The sequence below is a fragment of the Mycolicibacterium fluoranthenivorans genome, from assembly GCF_011758805.1.
Lineage (GTDB): Bacteria > Actinomycetota > Actinomycetes > Mycobacteriales > Mycobacteriaceae > Mycobacterium > Mycobacterium fluoranthenivorans.
Window position 1 is genome coordinate 1212045 of the sequence record NZ_JAANOW010000001.1, and the last position, 15228, is coordinate 1227272.

The following is a 15228-nucleotide window of genomic DNA, read 5'->3' on the forward strand; positions in this document are numbered from 1 at the left end:
GAAGCAGATGACCTGGCATCCACACGCCAACCGGATGAAGACGTTCGTGCTGTTGGTCGGCATGTCGGCGTTGATCGTGTTCATCGGCTCGCTGTTCCGTAACCCGTCCATCCTGTGGCTGTCGGTGCTGTTCGCGGTGGGCATGAACGCCTACGTCTACTTCAACAGCGACAAGATGGCGCTGCGGGCCATGCACGCCCAGCCCGTCACCGAGATGCAGGCGCCGGCGATGTACCGCATCGTCCGGGAGCTCGCGACCACGGCGCGTCAACCCATGCCCCGGCTCTACATCAGCGATACCGACGCCCCCAATGCCTTCGCCACCGGGCGCAACCCGCGCAATGCCGCGGTGTGCTGCACCACCGGGATTCTGCGGATCCTCGATGAGCGTGAGCTGCGGGCCGTGCTGGGCCATGAGCTGTCCCATGTGTACAACCGCGACATCCTGATCTCCTGTGTGGCCGGCGCGCTCGCGTCGGTGATCACCGCGCTGGCCAATATCGCGATGTTCGCCGGCATGTTCGGCGGGAACCGCGAAGGTGGCGCGAATCCGTTTGCGATGCTCCTGGTTTCGCTGTTGGGTCCGATTGCCGCGACGGTGGTGAAGCTGGCCGTGTCGCGGTCGCGCGAGTACCAGGCCGACCAGTCCGGTGCCGAGCTGACCGGTGACCCGCTGGGGCTGGCGAGCGCGCTGCGCAAGATCGCCTACGGCGTGCAGGCCGCGCCGCTGCCGCCCGAGCCGCAACTGGCCGACCAGGCGCACCTGATGATCGCCAACCCGTTCCGGGCGGGGGAGAAGATCGGCAAGCTGTTCTCCACCCATCCACCGATGGAGGACCGCATCCGTCGCCTGGAGGATATGGCCGGCCGCCGCCTCTGAGCTGAGCGATTTCGGCGCGCTTTCCCGCGTTGAGCGCGTGTCAGCGCGCCGAAATCGCCGAGCGGATGGTCCCGATGACACGTTCGGGGTATGCGGTGATATCCAGCCAGGTGAACCGCAGTACCTGCCAGCCGTTCACGATCAGGTAGTTCTGCCGGCGCCGGTCACTGCGGAACTTCTCCGGATCGCTGTGGAAGGCCCAGCCGTCGATCTCGATGGCCACGCCCAGGTCGGGGAACGCGACGTCGATCACATACGGACCGGCCGGATGATTGGCAAGCCAGCCGGTGATACCGGCCACCCTGAGCGCCTTGACCAACAGCCGCTCGGCTTCCGACCGTGCGCCGTCTTGTGCGGCGAACAGCAATCGTCTGGCCGACGGCGAGCCGTACCTGCCCTTGTTGCGTAGGTGCGCCTGCCAGAGCTCGCGCAGTGGAGAACCCCCTTGTAGTGCAGCGTCCATGATGGCGGCCCCGCCGCCCGGCCGGGTGGCTGCTTCCACGACGGTCAGCGGCCGCGCCGTCACGCAGAGTCCGCGGCAGGATGTCAGGTCGGTTGGGGCGAGATCGCGTCTGCGTACCCGGCACCCGGCCCGTCGTCTGCCGTGGCTGTTCCGCGGGACGGTGATCTCGGTGACCTCAGGTGCGAAGCGTGTCAGGCCTTGCCACCAGGCCGCCGCGAGTCCGGAGGCCGCGGCCTGCTTGCCGTATCCCCAGACGGCGGACCGGATTCGGGCCGCGTCGGTGAAGGGGCGGTCGTCGACGAAATAGACGCCGCGTGCGCACCGGCGCCAGTGTCCCGACGCCACGAGCCGCTGGACGCTGTCCGCGCTGAGTCCGCTTGCCTTGGCCTGGTCGAGGGTGATGACGCCGTCATGTCTTCGGAGAAGATCGTCGAGCACATCGGTTCTGACGCGGACCGAGCGGCCACGGTTCCCTCAACAGCGATTTCGGCGCGCTTACCCGCGGTCACCGCGGGTAAGCGCGCCGAAATCACGAGGTCAGGCGGCGCCGACCAGGGTCTCGACGAAGGTCGGGGTGACCCGCAGGACGTCGGCGCTGGCGATGTCGTAGAACAACCCGATCACCTCGATGCCGGGGTGCGCCGCCAACACCGGGTGCCGGGCCAGGGTCTGCACCTGCACCGCGATGTTCACCATCGACAGCTGGTCCTCGGTGCCGAACCCGGCCACCGCGGCCGACCGTGCCACCGGATGGCCACCGCCCTGGAACGCCTCCAGCGTCGGGTCACCATGTGCCAGCCAGGATTTCAGGTGCTCGTCCTCCGGAGCGCCGTGCAGCAGGGCCTTCATCGCACCGCAGCTGGAGTGCCCGCACACCACGATCGAGGACACGCCCAGCTGGTCCACCGCGAACGCGATGGCCGCCTCGACCGACGCGTCCTTCTGGCCCGCCGGGATCATATTGCCGACGTTGCGGACGGTGAACAGATCGCCCGGGCCACTGCTGGTGATGACGTTGGGCACCACGCGCGAGTCGGCGCAGGTGAGGAACAACGTCTCGGGCTGCTGCTCATCGGCCAGTTCCTTGAGATGCGGCCGCAGCACCGGGGCCGTCCTGCGTTGGTAGTTGGCCAGGCCGTGCAGCACCGACGGCATGTGGTTCTTCTGCCAGGTGCTCCACGGCGCCACCCCGGAGCGCTTGTCGAACGGGGTGAACCCGCGCTCGGGGGGCCCGTCGACGGCGCTGCCCATCTCGACGGCGCCGAGATCGTGCAGGTGCACACTGCCCCCGGTGGCCTCGTGCTGACGGCGCCATTCCTCGATGGCCTCGTGTGCGGCGTGGTCCAGGAAGTCCACCGACAACTCGATCGTGACGTCGGTGCCGGCCGGGACCGTGGCCAGCACGCTGGTGAGCCGCGGCAGCGACAGGAAGGTGCACGAACCTTCGATGTCCACGCGCCAGTGGTTCTGCGAGACCTCTTCGGCCGCGACCTTGGCACGGACCACCCGCCACACCGTCATGGCGACGGCCAGGGCCAGTCCGATCAGCACACCCTCCAGCAGGTTGAGGAACACCACACACAGCACGGTGACGACGTAGACCGCGAGATCGCCGGTGCGGCGGGCGGTTTCGATATGAGCGATCTTGACCAACTGCATACCGATGACGATCAGCAGGCCGGCCAGCGCCGCCGACGGGATCAGCTGGGCCAGCCCGGCGAACGGCACCGCGAACACCAGGATCCAGACACCGTGCAGGATGGCCGAGGCGCGGGTCTTGGCGCCCGCGGTGACGTTGGTGGAACTACGCACGATGACGCCCGTGACGGGCAGACCGCCGACCGCGCCGGAGGCGATGTTGGCGGCGCCCTGCCCGATCAGCTCCCGGTCGAAATCGGTGCGCGGCCCGGAGTGCATCCGGTCCACCGACACCGCCGACAGCAGGCTCTCCACGCTGGCGATGAGGGCCACCGTCAGCACGCCGGTGGCGAACGCACCCCAGTTGCCGTCGGGCAGGCTGGGCAGCGCGATCGCGTCGAGCAGGGAACCGTCGAGCTGGATCCGGGGTACGTCGAAGGGCGCGAGGACGCTCAGCGCGGTGACCCCGACGATGGCGACCAGCGGTCCGGGCACCTTGCGGAGCGTGGCGGGCACCCAGCGCCAACCCACCAGGATCGCGATGACCAGGGCCCCGAGGAACAGCCCGGGTCCGTGCGCGGAGACCAGCTGACCGGGCAGTGCGGTGACATTGGCCCACGCCGAGCTGTGCGAATTCCCGCCCAGCAGCACGTGCACCTGCTGCAGAGCGATGGTGATGCCGATACCCGCGAGCATCGCGTGGACGACCACCGGCGAGATCGCCAAGGCCGCCCGTGCGATGCGGCTGAGCCCGAACAGCACCTGCAGGATGCCGGCGCACACGGTGATCGCGCAGGTGACCTTCCAGCCGAACTCGGCCACCAAGCCGGCCACGATGACGGTGAGGCCGGCCGCCGGACCGCTCACCTGCAACGGGGATCCGCCGATCGCGCCGGCGATGATCCCGCCGACTGCGGCCGCGATGAGCCCGGCCAGTACGGGTGCCCCGGAGGCGACGGCGATACCGAGGGATAGAGGCAGTGCGACCAGGAACACCACCAGTGAGGCGGGGAGGTCGTACCGCAGAATTGTTTGCCGCATGTGAAAAGCTCCCATCACGGGATTGTGGGTACAAACGACATCTTTGTCGCAGCTGGATCTCGAATACGTCGAAACAAGTTGCAATGCAGTCGGTTACGCGTTCTGCGGGGCAATTGCTATGGGCGAGCGTATTTATCGCGTTGACAAGCGGTCAAGGAAGATTCGAGGTTGCATATCGAACCCAAATCTTCTGCTGTGTGGTGTCTTTCATTGTGATGTGAAACGTGATGTACCGCAGATTGTTTCGTTGCGTGTCACTTGACGAGGCGAAAGGTGATGCGGGTCATACCGTTGTAACGTCTAAGAACTCGCTATGAACTCCGTGACAGTGCACTGCGAGGTCAGCAGAATGGGTGTATGGCCACGATGTCGTTACCTCCTCGTACCCAACACCCCCGTCAAGCCATCCTCGGTCAGCTGCCCAAGATTAATCGAGCCGACGGATCGCCCATTCGGGTGTTGCTGGTGGACGACGAGCCCGCCCTGACCAACCTGGTCAAGATGGCCTTGCACTACGAGGGCTGGGTGGTCGACGTGGCCCACAACGGTCACGACGGCGTAGCCAAATTCGACGAGACCGAACCCGACGTGGTGGTGCTCGACATCATGCTGCCCGATATCGACGGGATGCAGATTCTGCAGCGGGTCCGTGAGGCGCAGGGGTACACCCCGACGTTGTTCCTCACCGCCAGGGACTCCGTGCTGGACCGGGTGTCCGGGCTGACCGCCGGTGCCGACGACTACATGACCAAGCCGTTCAGCCTGGAGGAGTTGGTGGCCCGGCTGCGTGGGCTGCTGCGCCGGTCCAGCCACACCACCCCGCCGGCCGACGAGGTGCTCACGGTCGGTGACCTCAAACTCGACGGCGCCAGTCGCGACGTCACCCGGGCCGGAACGCCGATCGCGCTGACCGGCACCGAATTCGAACTGCTGCGATACCTGATGCGCAATCCGGGCCGGGCGATCAGCCGCGCCGAGATTCTGGACCGGGTGTGGAACTACGGTTTCGGCGGCAAGTCCAGCATCGTGGATCTCTACATTTCCTACCTGCGCAAGAAGGTCGACACCGACCGGGCGCCGATGATCCAGACCGTGCGCGGGGTGGGCTACATGCTGCGGCCGTCGACCGAGCCGGCGTGATCTGGTGGCCCCGGTCGCTGCGCCGGCAGCTGGTGCTCGGAGTCACCGCCATCGTGACCGTCGTGTTGCTCGCGGTGGGCGTGCTGTCGGTCTACAGCCTGCGTACCTACGTGGGCACGATGGGCGACACGGAACTGTCCCGGTCGCTGGCCGCTTTCAGTCACTCGTTCCACAAGTTGCAGCTCAAGAAGGATGAAGCCGAGGATGCGGTCGATGCCGACGCATTGTCGGCGTTCGTCGGGCAGGCCCCGGGCAACCTGATCGCGGTGCTGCACGACGGGGAAGTGGTGCAGTCGGCGGTGTTCTCCGACGGGGAGCCGCACCCGGCGCCGCGTGCGGTTGTCGAGGCACTCGACAGCCTGGACTGGACCGGTGCCGGCCCCCGCACGGTGAAACTGCCCGGGTTGGGTGCCTACCGGTTGGCGGCAGAGCCCGCCGGTGGTGACGGCGACGGGCACATGCTGCTGTGCGGGGTATCGCTGGACAGCGCGAATCAGGTGATCGCCCGCAAGACGGTGACCCTCGCGGTGATCATCGTCGTCGCGCTGGTGGTGACGGCGCTGGGTACGGTCGCAGTGGTCCGGTATGCGCTGCGGCCGCTGCGCCGGGTCGCCTCGACCGCGGCCAAGGTGGCCACCCTGCGCCTGGATGCCGACGATCCGCGTATCCATGCCCGCGTGCAGGAGCGCTACACCGACCCCGACAGCGAGGTCGGGGTGGTGGGCGAAGCCCTCAACCAGCTGTTGGCGAACGTGGACAGCGCGCTGGCCGAGCTCGCCGCCTCCGATCGGCGCACCAGGCAGTTCCTGATGGATGCCAGCCATGAGCTGCGGACGCCGTTGGCGGCGATCCAGGGGTACGCCGAGCTCACCCGCCAGGACAGCGCCGAGCTTCCACCCACCACCGAGTACGCGCTGGCCCGCATCGAGGCCGAGGCTCGCCGGATGACCGGACTGGTGGGGGATCTGCTGCTGCTGACCAGACTCGGCGAAGGACAGGACCTGGAAAGCGATGATGTCGACCTGGCCGATCTGGTGGTCGACGCCGTGAACGACATCGCGGTGTCGGCGCCGGAGCACCACTGGGTGACGCGTCTGCCCGAGGATCCGGTCTGGGTGCGCGGAGACCGCGCGCGGCTGCATCAGGTGCTCGGCAATCTGCTGACCAACGCCCGGATGCACACACCGCCCGGGGTGACCGTGACGATCGGACTGGACATCCGGCGTGACCGCGCGCTTCTGACGGTCACAGACGACGGTCCGGGAATTGATGCGGAATTGTTGCCGAACTTGTTCGGAAGATTTGTGCGCGCCGACAAATCCCGGTCGCGAGAGTTGGGCAGCACCGGTCTGGGTCTGGCCATTGTCGCGTCGATCATAGAGGCTCACAAGGGCGCGGTGACGGTCCAGTCTTCCTCTGAAGAAACAACTTTCACGGTTGACCTGCCGCTGGCGCCGGCTTCGCAATTGGTATGAGTTCGGCCTGAATCGCCATTGTTTGCATTTGATATGCATGTGTGGGAATTCGTGCATATCGGTAATAGCCTGGACGTGTATTCAGAAATTCACGGAAAGGTGTATCGCATGCTCAGATCGCTCACTCTCCTCCCCGTCGGCCTGGCCGCGGCCGGACTGGTGCTGGCCGCTCCCGCCGGTGCCGCCCCGACCGGTCCGTCGACCGCGCAGCAGACCATCGATCAGCTGCAGTCCGAGGGTTACCGCGTCATCACCACCAAGGTGGGCGCGGGTTCGATCGACCAGTGCAGCGTCAGCGGGGTCCGCCCGGGGCGCGATATCACCGAGCTGAGGGCGTTCCCGCGCGGAAACACGCAGGAAGTCGTCCGGTACACGACCGTCTACGTTGACCTGGCCTGCGCGAGGTGACCAGGTTAGGGTGGGCCCATGCTGAGCAAGATGCTGATCGCGCTGGCGAGCGCCGCCGGCGCCGCGGCCGTCGCTATGCCCGGCATGGGCCTTCCTCTTGCGGCGGCCGACCCCGCTCCGCCGCCACCGCCCCCGCCGAATATCGGCGGCTACGAGCTGGCCAAGCCCTCGCAGTTCATGGTGATGGACGGGTCGATGTACGCCTTCGCCGCACCCGGCGGGTTGGTCTGCATCATGATGCGGACCACCGGTGATTACGGCTGCAGCGGTCCGATCCCGGCCCCGCCGGAGGAGGCGAATGCGATCACCGGCGGTCAGGTCGGACCGCCCGCGTTCGCCGTATCCCACGCCCCGATCTGGGGTTCGCTCACCGGGCACGTCTACCCGCTGCTGCCGAACAACAAGCTCAGCTACAAGAACATCACCTGCGGCACGGACGGCGTGATGACCACCTGTCAGAACTCGTTCGACCAGTCCGGGTTCGTGCTCAGCCCGTCGGGCAGCTACATCGTCAACCAGACCAACCCGCTGGTGGATCGGCCCGACGGCGCCGCCCGGAACCCGTACTTCAACTGATCCTCTCGCGACTGCGCGTCGAGATCAGAAGCCGGAACCGTAGACCTCGTGGCCGGGCTTCTCGACCATCAGCCCGTGGTAGGCATCCTCCACCGTGGCGCCGTGGTTGATCACCCCGTCGACCTGACGGGCGATGGGCATGGTGATCCCGCAGTCCTTGGCGAACTCCATGATCACCGAGGCCGCCTTGACGCCCTCGGCCACCTGATTCATCGAGGTGATGATCTCCTCGACGGTCTTGCCCCGCCCGAGTTGCTCGCCGACGTGACGGTTGCGGCTGCGCTGCGAGGTACACGTCACGATGAGGTCACCCATCCCGGCCAGGCCGGCAAAGGTGTCGCGGTGTCCGCCCAGGGCCACCCCGAGTTTGGACATCTCGGCGACCGCCCGCGCCATCACCATGGCCCGGGTGTTCTCCCCGATACCCAGGGAGTAGCCCATGCCCACCGCGATCGCATAGACGTTCTTCAGCGCTCCGGCCATCTCGACACCCACCACATCGTCGGTGGTGTACGTGCGAAATCGCCTGGTGCGGAACAGCTGTCCCAAGTTGGCGGCCAGATGTTGATCCGGCATGGCCAGCACGGCCGCCGCCGCGTAACCCTCCGCGACCTCGCGCGCGATATTGGGCCCGGCGAGGATCCCGGCCGGATGCCCGGGCAGCACCTCGTCGACGATCTGGCTCATCCGCATGTTGGTGCCCTGCTCCAGGCCCTTCACCAGTGAGACCACCGGGACCCACGGCCGAAGTTCCTTCGCAAGCTCCTGCAGTACGCCGCGGAACCCGTGCGAGGGCACGCCCATCACGATCACGTCGGCGCAGTTGGCCGCCTCGGAGAAATCAGTGGTGGCCCGCAGATTGTCGGGCAGCTCCACCTCATCGCCGAGATACCGGGAGTTGCGGTGGTTGTCGTTGATGTCCTTGGCGGTCTCCTCGGATCGCACCCACTGCAGGGTCGGTCCACGGCGCGCGCAGATCGATGCGACGGTGGTGCCCCACGATCCACCACCCAGGACGACGACATTCGGTACACGTTGCGCGGCTGCCATGCGGCCAGGTTAGTTTTGCCGTCCCCGCGTTCGTGGCCGATTCGATTGTTGCGCGGAAACCCTTCCGGGCTGTGCGACGATCGAAGGGGTCGGTTTGGGGGTGTGGTTTTCGTTGACTTCGATCTCGCTGGTGGCGGCGTCGCATCCGGAGAGCCTGCTGACCGCCGCCGCCCAGCTCGGCGCCAAGATCGCTCACCTCGACTCCGCCATCGCCGGTGAACGCCAGGTCATCGCCGCGCTGCGCGGGGCCTGGTCGGGTTCGGCCGCCGACGCCGCCGTGGCCCGGGCCGAACGCCAGCTCGCCGAGATGCAGGGTCTGCGCGGCAGGATGTTGGCCTGTCAGGCGGCCCTGCAGCGGGGCGGGGCTCAGCTGTCTTCGACACGCACCGGACTGCTGTCGGTGGTGTCGGGTCTGCGCGCACTGGGCTGGCAGGTTGCCGACGACGGTACCTGCACCGCGCCGCCGTTCCTGCCGCCGGCGTTCACCGGGCTGGCGCTGGCCTGGACCGCGCTCATCAAGAGACTGCTGGAGCTGTTCGACGAGATCGACCGGGAAACCGCCGAGTCGGTGCGGGCCGCGGTAGGCGTCTCGCCGTCGCAGCAGCCGCCGGGTGCGCCGCCGCCACCGCAGATCCCGGCGGCCGGTACCGCACCGGAGGACGTGAAGAAGTGGTGGGATTCGCTGCCGCAAGAACAGAAGGACCGCTACGTCGCCGAACACCCCGCTGAGCTGGGCAACCTGAACGGCATTCCCGCCGAGATCCGCGACAAGGTGAATCAGGCGGTGATGCACGACGACCTGAACCGGGTGCGCGAGGTCGCCGGTCGCCACGGCGTCTCCGAGGACGAGGTCATCAAGGACCCGGCCAAGTACGGGTTGACCCAAGACGATGCCACCCGCTTCTACAACGCCCGGCGCACCGATGAGGGGCTGACGCACCAGCGCGGCTCCGACCCACAGAACCCGCGGCCGGTGATGCTGTGGGGGTACCAGCCGATGGCCGACAACGGGCAGGGCCGGGCCGCCATCGCGATCGGCAATCCGGACAAGGCCCGCAACACCGCCGTCATCGTCCCCGGCACCGGCAGCAGCGTGCGCGACGGCTGGCTGGCCGACGGCCACAACGACGCCATCAACCTCTACGACCAGTCAGCGCTGGCCGATCCTGACGATCCGACAGCCGTCATCATGTGGATGGGCTACGACGCACCGGACGGTTTCACCGATCTTCGGATCGCCAATCCGGATCTGGCGCGCCAAGGGGGCGCACTGCTGGCCGCCGATGTCAACGGTCTGTCGGCCACCCACGAGGGTTCCTCGCATATCACGGTGATCGGTCATTCGTACGGCTCGACCACGGTGGCCGACGCCTTCGCCGGAAGTGGGATGCGGGCCAATGACGCAGTGCTGATCGGTTGTCCGGGAACCGATTTGGCCACGAGTGCGGCGGACTTCCACCTCGATGGTGGACAGGTGTACGTCGGTTCGGCGTCCACCGATCCGGTGAGCTGGTTGGGTACCCCGGGTGCGATTCCGGCGAATGTGCTCAACCAGCAGTTGGGGTATCCGGTGGGGCCCTATGCCGGTCTGGGCGCCGACCCGGCCGGGGAGGCGTACGGCTCGGTGCGTTTCGACGCCGAGGTGGCCGGGCACGGTGGCCTGAGCACCCACGACCACTCGCACTACTACGACATGGGGAGTGAATCTCTGCGTGCGATGACCGATATCGCCAGCGGGAACGCCGACCGGTTGGAGGGCGACGGGCTACTGGCCGAGGGCCGTCGACAGCCGCATATCAGCACACCCGATCACGTCGATCTGCCCTTCGGGATCGACATTCCGTTGCCGCACATCGATTCCGACATCCCCGGTTCCCCGGCCTTCATCGACCCGCAAGCAGAGCGTTCAGGAAGTTCGGTGACCACAGATCATGAATACAAGTAGGGTCGCGGCGACCGTCGCCGTCATGTTGACGTTAGGAGGGTGTGCGATGAATCCCACACATCCCGATGCCGATCGACCGGCCAATCCGCTGACGCCCGCACAGTCGACCCAGCAGGTGGTCGACGTCGGCAGGCAACTGCGGAAGGTCGCCGGCCTGCGGGGCGTCTCGGGCGGCTTCTCGTTCGAGTCGTGCAACGACCAGGGCGAGCCGCCGTACCGCGGCAGGGTGGAGATGAGCTCGGAGTTGCCCGTCGATATCGCGCCCGATGTGTACGCGCGGCAGGTGGCCGATGCGATGGTGGCCGCCGGCTGGACCGACGGACCGCCGCCGGGCAAGAAGCCGTACGGCACCGTCATCAACAAGGACGGCGTGATGGTGGTGATGGGGCGGGCGCACGTACCGGGCCGGATCGCCTACACCGTTTTCGGTGAGTGCCGGGATGGCACCGACCATCGCGACGACGGGGCGACGGTCGGCCGTCCGATCACTGAGGAACTTCTCAGCGACAGCTGAACGACGCTTCGGAGTTCTTCCAGCGCAACGAATTCACGGCTGCGTGTCGGCCGGCTTCTTGGCGTACCTGTTTCGTCGCCCGGTCGGCGTACACGAGATGTCATTCAACTGACCGACAAAGTTCTCGCATAGGCGTTACTCTGAGCCTACTCATCTTTGCGTCTGCAACAACATCTCGATCCCTGGGAGAATTCAGTGAAGAGCACCCTCATCGTCGCCGGCATGATCGGCGCCGCCGGTCTCGGCGGTTTTGCCTTTGCGTCCGCTGCGCCCGCGCAGGCGGCGTGCGCGCCTTCATTCACCTCGATCCCGTGCACGATCGTGACGAATGTGGCCGCGGCGCCCGGGGAGCTCGCGGGTGGCCTCGCCGCGGCGCCCCTGCAGCTCGCCTACAGTGTGGGGACCCTGCCGGCGCAGGCTGCTGCCGGCGCGCAGACGGTCTTCAACGCGCCGACGACGATCGCTGCCAATGTGCTCCAGGCGCCGCAGAATATTGCCAACAGCCTGGGTAGTGCGCCGGGGCAGCTTGCCGGTAGCCTTGCGGCCGCACCGGGCCAGTTCGTCCGCGCCATCACCCACGGCGGTACGGACCCCGAGTCGCAATAGCGCATCTGACACCGACACAAGGAGCCCGGAGACAGTCGTCTCCGGGCTCCTTGTGTTGATGCTCGAGCTCGTCCGGCGAGGGGTTCGGCGGTGGCTGGATGAAGTGCGATCTGGCGGCACATCTCTCGTGGACGTGCCGACGTAGCGGTCCGGCCTTGGCTGAAGTTATTTGATTTCGCAAGTTGATGGTCCCCATTTTTATTGCCTTTGCAAGAAACTTGGGACGGCGTTTAGTTGACTTCGCAATCTTTTTCCCTCTATCGGACCCGCAAACTTGCAGGTCCGTCAGTATTGGCGATAAACCAACAGTTCAGCGGGTTTCTTGCCCCATTGGGACCGTTGCTGCAGCGACCGCAACAAAGGCGCAGCGTGGATAAAGTTGAGCTACGCTGAGCGTAATTCGTCCGCGCCCCGGCAATTCGCCATCCCATATAGGAGTAGCAGTGAAGAGAACTCTCATCTTCGTCGCCGCCGGACTTGGCGCCGTCGGTATCGCCGGCCTCGGCGGCTTCGCGACCGCGGCGCCCGCGCAGGCGAGCTGTGCGCCCGGGTTCACCTCGATCCCGTGCACCATCGCGGACAATGTGGTGCAGGCCCCGCAACAGATCGCCGATGGTCTCGCGGTGGCGCCCGGGCAGCTGTTCGCCAGCAAGGGCTGCCCGGCCAACGACGACGGATCGGTAAGCCCCTGTGGTCTGCCCGCGGTGCCCGGGCAGCTCGTCACCAGTATCGGGACTCTGCCCCTTCAGGCGATCGTAGGAGCCCAGCAGGTCGTCACCGCGCCGCAGAATATCGCCAACGGTTTGGCGAACGCGCCGAGGCAGATCGCCGGTGGCCTTGCGGCCGCGCCGGGCCAGTTCGTCCGCGCCATCACCCATGGCGGCACGGATCCCGAGTCGCAGTAGAACCAACGCAGAGAGCCCGGAGACAGTGGTCTCCGGGCTCTTCGCGTATCTGGATTGCGCGTATCCGGACTCAGCGGTAGTTGACGAACTGAAGGGCGACATCGAGGTCGGCGCCTTTCAGGAGCGAGATGACGGCCTGCAGGTCGTCGCGCTTCTTGGAACTCACCCGGACCTCGTCGCCCTGGATCTGTGCCTTGACACCCTTGGGGCCCTCGTCGCGGATGATCTTGGTGATCTTCTTGGCCTGCTCGCTGGTGATGCCCTGCTTGAGCGTGCCGGTCACCTTGTAGGTCTTGCCCGAGGCCTGCGGCTCGCCCGCCTCGAACGCCTTCATCGAGATGTCGCGGCGCACCAATTTCTCGATGAAGACATCGATCGCGGCCTTCACGCGCTCTTCGGTGGAGCTGACGATCTCGATGGCTTCCTCACCCTTCCACTCGATGGTGGTGTCGGTGCCGCGGAAGTCGAAACGGGTCGACAGCTCCTTGGCTGCCTGGTTGAGCGCGTTGTCGACCTCCTGGCGGTCGAACTTGCTCACGATGTCAAAGCTGGAATCCGCCATTGGATCCTCCCTCTCGGTGTGCTCTCGGTATGGGCCGTTTTCGTCTTCGGTACATCCTCGTTGTACCCTTCTCTTCGCACCAAACCGGAGTCCGGGAGTGCGACACCCGGCAGGTTGCCCGAGCGGCCAATGGGAGCGGACTGTAAATCCGTCGGCTAACGCCTACACAGGTTCGAATCCTGTACCTGCCACACCTGGTCAGGCCCCCTCTACGGAGGGGGCCTGACGCGTTTGTGGGGGCGGAGTTGTCACGGATTGGCGGTGGTGCTGACCGGGTCCCGGCCGGATCTGTCGTTCCTGTGACCTCTACATCGCTGGTCGCACGAGTCGGTGTGGCGTCGTCATCATGGCCGCCGTGGCCCTCACCACCGCCCTGCTCGCCGTGTTCACCTCGCTGGCCGCGCTGGCCGCGCTGGCCCGTTGGCTGCACGGCTACGCCGCGATGTTCGTGGTCCTCGGTCTGGCAGCCGCGGTCGCGGCTGCCATCGCCGTGGCAACTGCGCCGCAGCACGGTGCGACCACCAACGGTGAGACGGCGTTGCGGAACTAGACGGTGATCCGGTCGCGTTCCGCGGCGAGGCGGTGTTCGCGCACCCACGCCTGAGCGGCCATTTGCGTGGCATCCCACGGAGATCCCAGCGGCGGGGTGTAGGACAAGTCGAGCTCGCTCATCGCCGTGACCGTCATCGTGTGGAAGAGCGCGGTGGCGTAAGTATCGACGCGTTTGGATACCTCGGCGCTGCGGTGCCCGACCAGCTGGGCACCCAGCAGCTGTCCGCTGGCAGCGTCACCGGTGATCCGGATGTTGATGGGTGTCGCTCCCGGGTAGTAGGCCTTGTGATCATCGGGGGTGGCGGTGGTGCTGACGGGTGTCCAGCCGCGCCCGGCGGCCAGGGCTTCGTGCTCGCGTAACCCGGTGCGCGCGGCCACCAGATCAAACACCTTGACCACCTGGGTTCCCAGGCTCCCGGCGTAGCGGGCAGCACCGCCGAGGGCGTTCTCGCCGGCCACCCGGCCCTGCTTGTGGGCGGTGGTGCCCAACGGCAACCAGGTCAGACCGAGAAGACGGTGGTGGGTGTGCACGCAGTCACCTGCGGCGAACACGTCGGGCAGAGTGGTGCGCATCGCATCGTCGACGACGATCGCACCCTTGACACCCAGTTCGGCGCCCGCGTCGGCGGCCAACTCGACATCCGGTTTGACACCGACCACCACGAGCACGAAATCAACAGTCCGAGAGAGGCTCTGCCCGCCGTGGGTGGCGCCGACGGTCAGAGCGCCGGCCTCCGAACGGCCGATCGCATCGACGGTGGTGTTCGTGAGCACCTCGACACCGTTACGGGTCAACTCGGCGTGCACCACCGCACCCAATTCGGGGTCGACGGTGGGCAGCACCTCCGGCAGAGCTTCGATTTGGGTGACGGCGATCCCGCGGGTGGTGAGTGCTTCGGCCATCTCCAGGCCGATGTATCCGGCGCCGATGATGACCGCGGTTTTGGGGTCGCGGCGGGCCAGGGACTCCATCACCGCGAAGGTGTCGCCCATGGAGTGCAGCAGGTGCACTCCGTCGGTAGGTCCGAGCGCGCCAGGCCCGGTGAGTCCGGTGATGGGTGGGCGAGCGGACACCGCGCCGGTCCCGACGACCAGCGCGTCATAGCTCAATTGCCTGGGCGCACCGGCGTTGTCGAGCACGTCCAGGGTGTGGTCGACAACGTTGATCTTGGTGGCGGTGGTGTCGGTGAGTACCCGCATGCCGGTGGCGGCCAGGTCTGCGGCGGTGCGATGCGCCAGGTTGGTCCAATGGGTGACCTCTCCGGAGACGTAATAGGGGATGCCGCAGATGGAGAAGTTCGGGTAGGCATCGGCCACGACGACGGTGACCTCGGTTACCGGGTCAAGTTCGCGGATGCGCAGGGCTGCCGAGATTCCGGCATCGCTGCCGCCGATCGCGATGATGTGACGAGGTGCCATCAGGGACTCCTTGACGATGTCAGGTGGGCAGGGGGCATCGCGCCGTGCCAGGTG

Annotated in this window: 15 protein-coding genes and 1 tRNA gene; 11 read left to right on the forward strand and 5 right to left on the reverse strand. The window is 66.6% G+C overall.

Features of this window, described 5'->3' with window-relative positions:
• The first annotated feature begins 7 nt into the window (after positions 1 to 7).
• Complete coding sequence (gene htpX, locus FHU31_RS05985) at positions 8 to 880, forward strand: zinc metalloprotease HtpX (RefSeq protein ID WP_167156709.1); 873 nt, start codon at positions 8 to 10, stop codon at positions 878 to 880.
• A 40-nt stretch (positions 881 to 920) separates the two neighbouring features.
• Here htpX and FHU31_RS05990 read toward each other — a convergent pair whose 3' ends face one another.
• Entirely contained in the window at positions 921 to 1781 is an 861-nt protein-coding gene (locus FHU31_RS05990; protein ID WP_167156710.1) for a type IV toxin-antitoxin system AbiEi family antitoxin domain-containing protein, read from the reverse strand.
• A gap of 99 nt (positions 1782 to 1880) precedes the next feature.
• Positions 1881 to 4022, reverse strand: coding sequence for a SulP family inorganic anion transporter (locus tag FHU31_RS05995; RefSeq protein WP_234901142.1), 2142 nt, complete (start codon positions 4020 to 4022; stop codon positions 1881 to 1883).
• A 357-nt stretch (positions 4023 to 4379) separates the two neighbouring features.
• On the opposite strand from FHU31_RS05995, the gene FHU31_RS06000 reads away from it, so the two are divergent.
• The 4 genes from FHU31_RS06000 (at position 4380) to FHU31_RS06015 (ending at position 7621) form a co-directional block, all read left to right on the forward strand.
• A complete protein-coding gene (locus FHU31_RS06000; protein WP_167156714.1) occupies positions 4380 to 5162 on the forward strand; it encodes a response regulator transcription factor in 783 nt (260 codons plus the stop codon).
• Positions 5159 to 6637 carry a sensor histidine kinase gene (locus tag FHU31_RS06005; protein ID WP_263987999.1) on the forward strand — a complete coding sequence of 493 codons (1479 nt, stop codon included), beginning with the start codon at positions 5159 to 5161 and terminating at the stop codon, positions 6635 to 6637. Before FHU31_RS06000 ends, FHU31_RS06005 begins: the two co-directional genes overlap by 4 nt.
• A gap of 108 nt (positions 6638 to 6745) precedes the next feature.
• A complete protein-coding gene (locus FHU31_RS06010) occupies positions 6746 to 7045 on the forward strand; it encodes a hypothetical protein (RefSeq protein WP_167156716.1) in 300 nt (99 codons plus the stop codon).
• 18 nt (positions 7046 to 7063) lie between these two features.
• On the forward strand, positions 7064 to 7621 hold the full coding sequence (locus tag FHU31_RS06015) for a hypothetical protein (RefSeq protein ID WP_167156718.1): 558 nt from the start codon (positions 7064 to 7066) through the stop codon (positions 7619 to 7621).
• A gap of 24 nt (positions 7622 to 7645) precedes the next feature.
• On the opposite strand, the gene FHU31_RS06020 is transcribed toward FHU31_RS06015, so the two are convergent.
• Positions 7646 to 8671, reverse strand: a complete 1026-nt coding sequence (locus FHU31_RS06020) for an NAD(P)H-dependent glycerol-3-phosphate dehydrogenase (protein ID WP_167156720.1) — start codon at positions 8669 to 8671, stop codon at positions 7646 to 7648.
• 121 nt (positions 8672 to 8792) lie between these two features.
• Here FHU31_RS06020 and FHU31_RS06025 point away from each other — a divergent pair, with 121 nt between their 5' ends.
• From FHU31_RS06025 to FHU31_RS06040, 4 genes are all read left to right on the forward strand, one after another.
• Positions 8793 to 10616 (forward strand): alpha/beta hydrolase, encoded by a 1824-nt coding sequence (locus tag FHU31_RS06025; RefSeq protein ID WP_167160691.1) that lies wholly within the window; start codon positions 8793 to 8795, stop codon positions 10614 to 10616.
• 46 nt (positions 10617 to 10662) lie between these two features.
• On the forward strand, positions 10663 to 11130 hold the full coding sequence (locus FHU31_RS06030; protein WP_167156722.1) for a lipoprotein LppJ family protein: 468 nt from the start codon (positions 10663 to 10665) through the stop codon (positions 11128 to 11130).
• A gap of 195 nt (positions 11131 to 11325) precedes the next feature.
• Positions 11326 to 11736, forward strand: a complete 411-nt coding sequence (locus tag FHU31_RS06035) for a hypothetical protein (RefSeq protein WP_167156724.1) — start codon at positions 11326 to 11328, stop codon at positions 11734 to 11736.
• A gap of 443 nt (positions 11737 to 12179) precedes the next feature.
• Positions 12180 to 12641 (forward strand): hypothetical protein, encoded by a 462-nt coding sequence (locus FHU31_RS06040; protein WP_167156726.1) that lies wholly within the window; start codon positions 12180 to 12182, stop codon positions 12639 to 12641.
• Positions 12642 to 12711: 70 nt separating this feature from the next.
• On the opposite strand, the gene FHU31_RS06045 is transcribed toward FHU31_RS06040, so the two are convergent.
• A complete protein-coding gene (locus FHU31_RS06045) occupies positions 12712 to 13203 on the reverse strand; it encodes a YajQ family cyclic di-GMP-binding protein (protein ID WP_090360128.1) in 492 nt (163 codons plus the stop codon).
• A gap of 108 nt (positions 13204 to 13311) precedes the next feature.
• On the opposite strand from FHU31_RS06045, the gene FHU31_RS06050 reads away from it, so the two are divergent.
• Both FHU31_RS06050 and FHU31_RS06055 read left to right on the forward strand, forming a co-directional pair.
• Positions 13312 to 13394 (forward strand) — tRNA-Tyr (locus tag FHU31_RS06050).
• Positions 13395 to 13549: 155 nt separating this feature from the next.
• A complete protein-coding gene (locus tag FHU31_RS06055) occupies positions 13550 to 13753 on the forward strand; it encodes a hypothetical protein (RefSeq protein WP_234901143.1) in 204 nt (67 codons plus the stop codon).
• Here the strand turns inward: FHU31_RS06055 and FHU31_RS06060 are convergent.
• The gene (locus FHU31_RS06060; protein WP_167156728.1) at positions 13750 to 15174 is read right to left on the reverse strand and encodes an FAD-dependent oxidoreductase; all 1425 of its coding nucleotides are present in this window, start codon (positions 15172 to 15174) and stop codon (positions 13750 to 13752) included. The genes FHU31_RS06055 and FHU31_RS06060 overlap by 4 nt on opposite strands.
• Between the last annotated feature and the right edge of the window lie 54 nt (positions 15175 to 15228).

Coding starts and splice junctions, on each gene's coding strand:
- FHU31_RS06010 (WP_167156716.1), top strand. CDS start 6,746: ATGCTCAGATCGCTCACTCTCCTCCCCGTCGGCCTGGCCGCGGCCGGA.
- FHU31_RS05995 (WP_234901142.1), bottom strand. CDS start 4,022: ATGCGGCAAACAATTCTGCGGTACGACCTCCCCGCCTCACTGGTGGTG.
- FHU31_RS06045 (WP_090360128.1), bottom strand. CDS start 13,203: ATGGCGGATTCCAGCTTTGACATCGTGAGCAAGTTCGACCGCCAGGAG.
- FHU31_RS06015 (WP_167156718.1), top strand. CDS start 7,064: ATGCTGAGCAAGATGCTGATCGCGCTGGCGAGCGCCGCCGGCGCCGCG.
- FHU31_RS06060 (WP_167156728.1), bottom strand. CDS start 15,174: ATGGCACCTCGTCACATCATCGCGATCGGCGGCAGCGATGCCGGAATC.
- FHU31_RS06055 (WP_234901143.1), top strand. CDS start 13,550: ATGGCCGCCGTGGCCCTCACCACCGCCCTGCTCGCCGTGTTCACCTCG.
- FHU31_RS06000 (WP_167156714.1), top strand. CDS start 4,380: ATGGCCACGATGTCGTTACCTCCTCGTACCCAACACCCCCGTCAAGCC.
- htpX (WP_167156709.1), top strand. CDS start 8: ATGACCTGGCATCCACACGCCAACCGGATGAAGACGTTCGTGCTGTTG.
- FHU31_RS06020 (WP_167156720.1), bottom strand. CDS start 8,671: ATGGCAGCCGCGCAACGTGTACCGAATGTCGTCGTCCTGGGTGGTGGA.
- FHU31_RS06030 (WP_167156722.1), top strand. CDS start 10,663: ATGAATCCCACACATCCCGATGCCGATCGACCGGCCAATCCGCTGACG.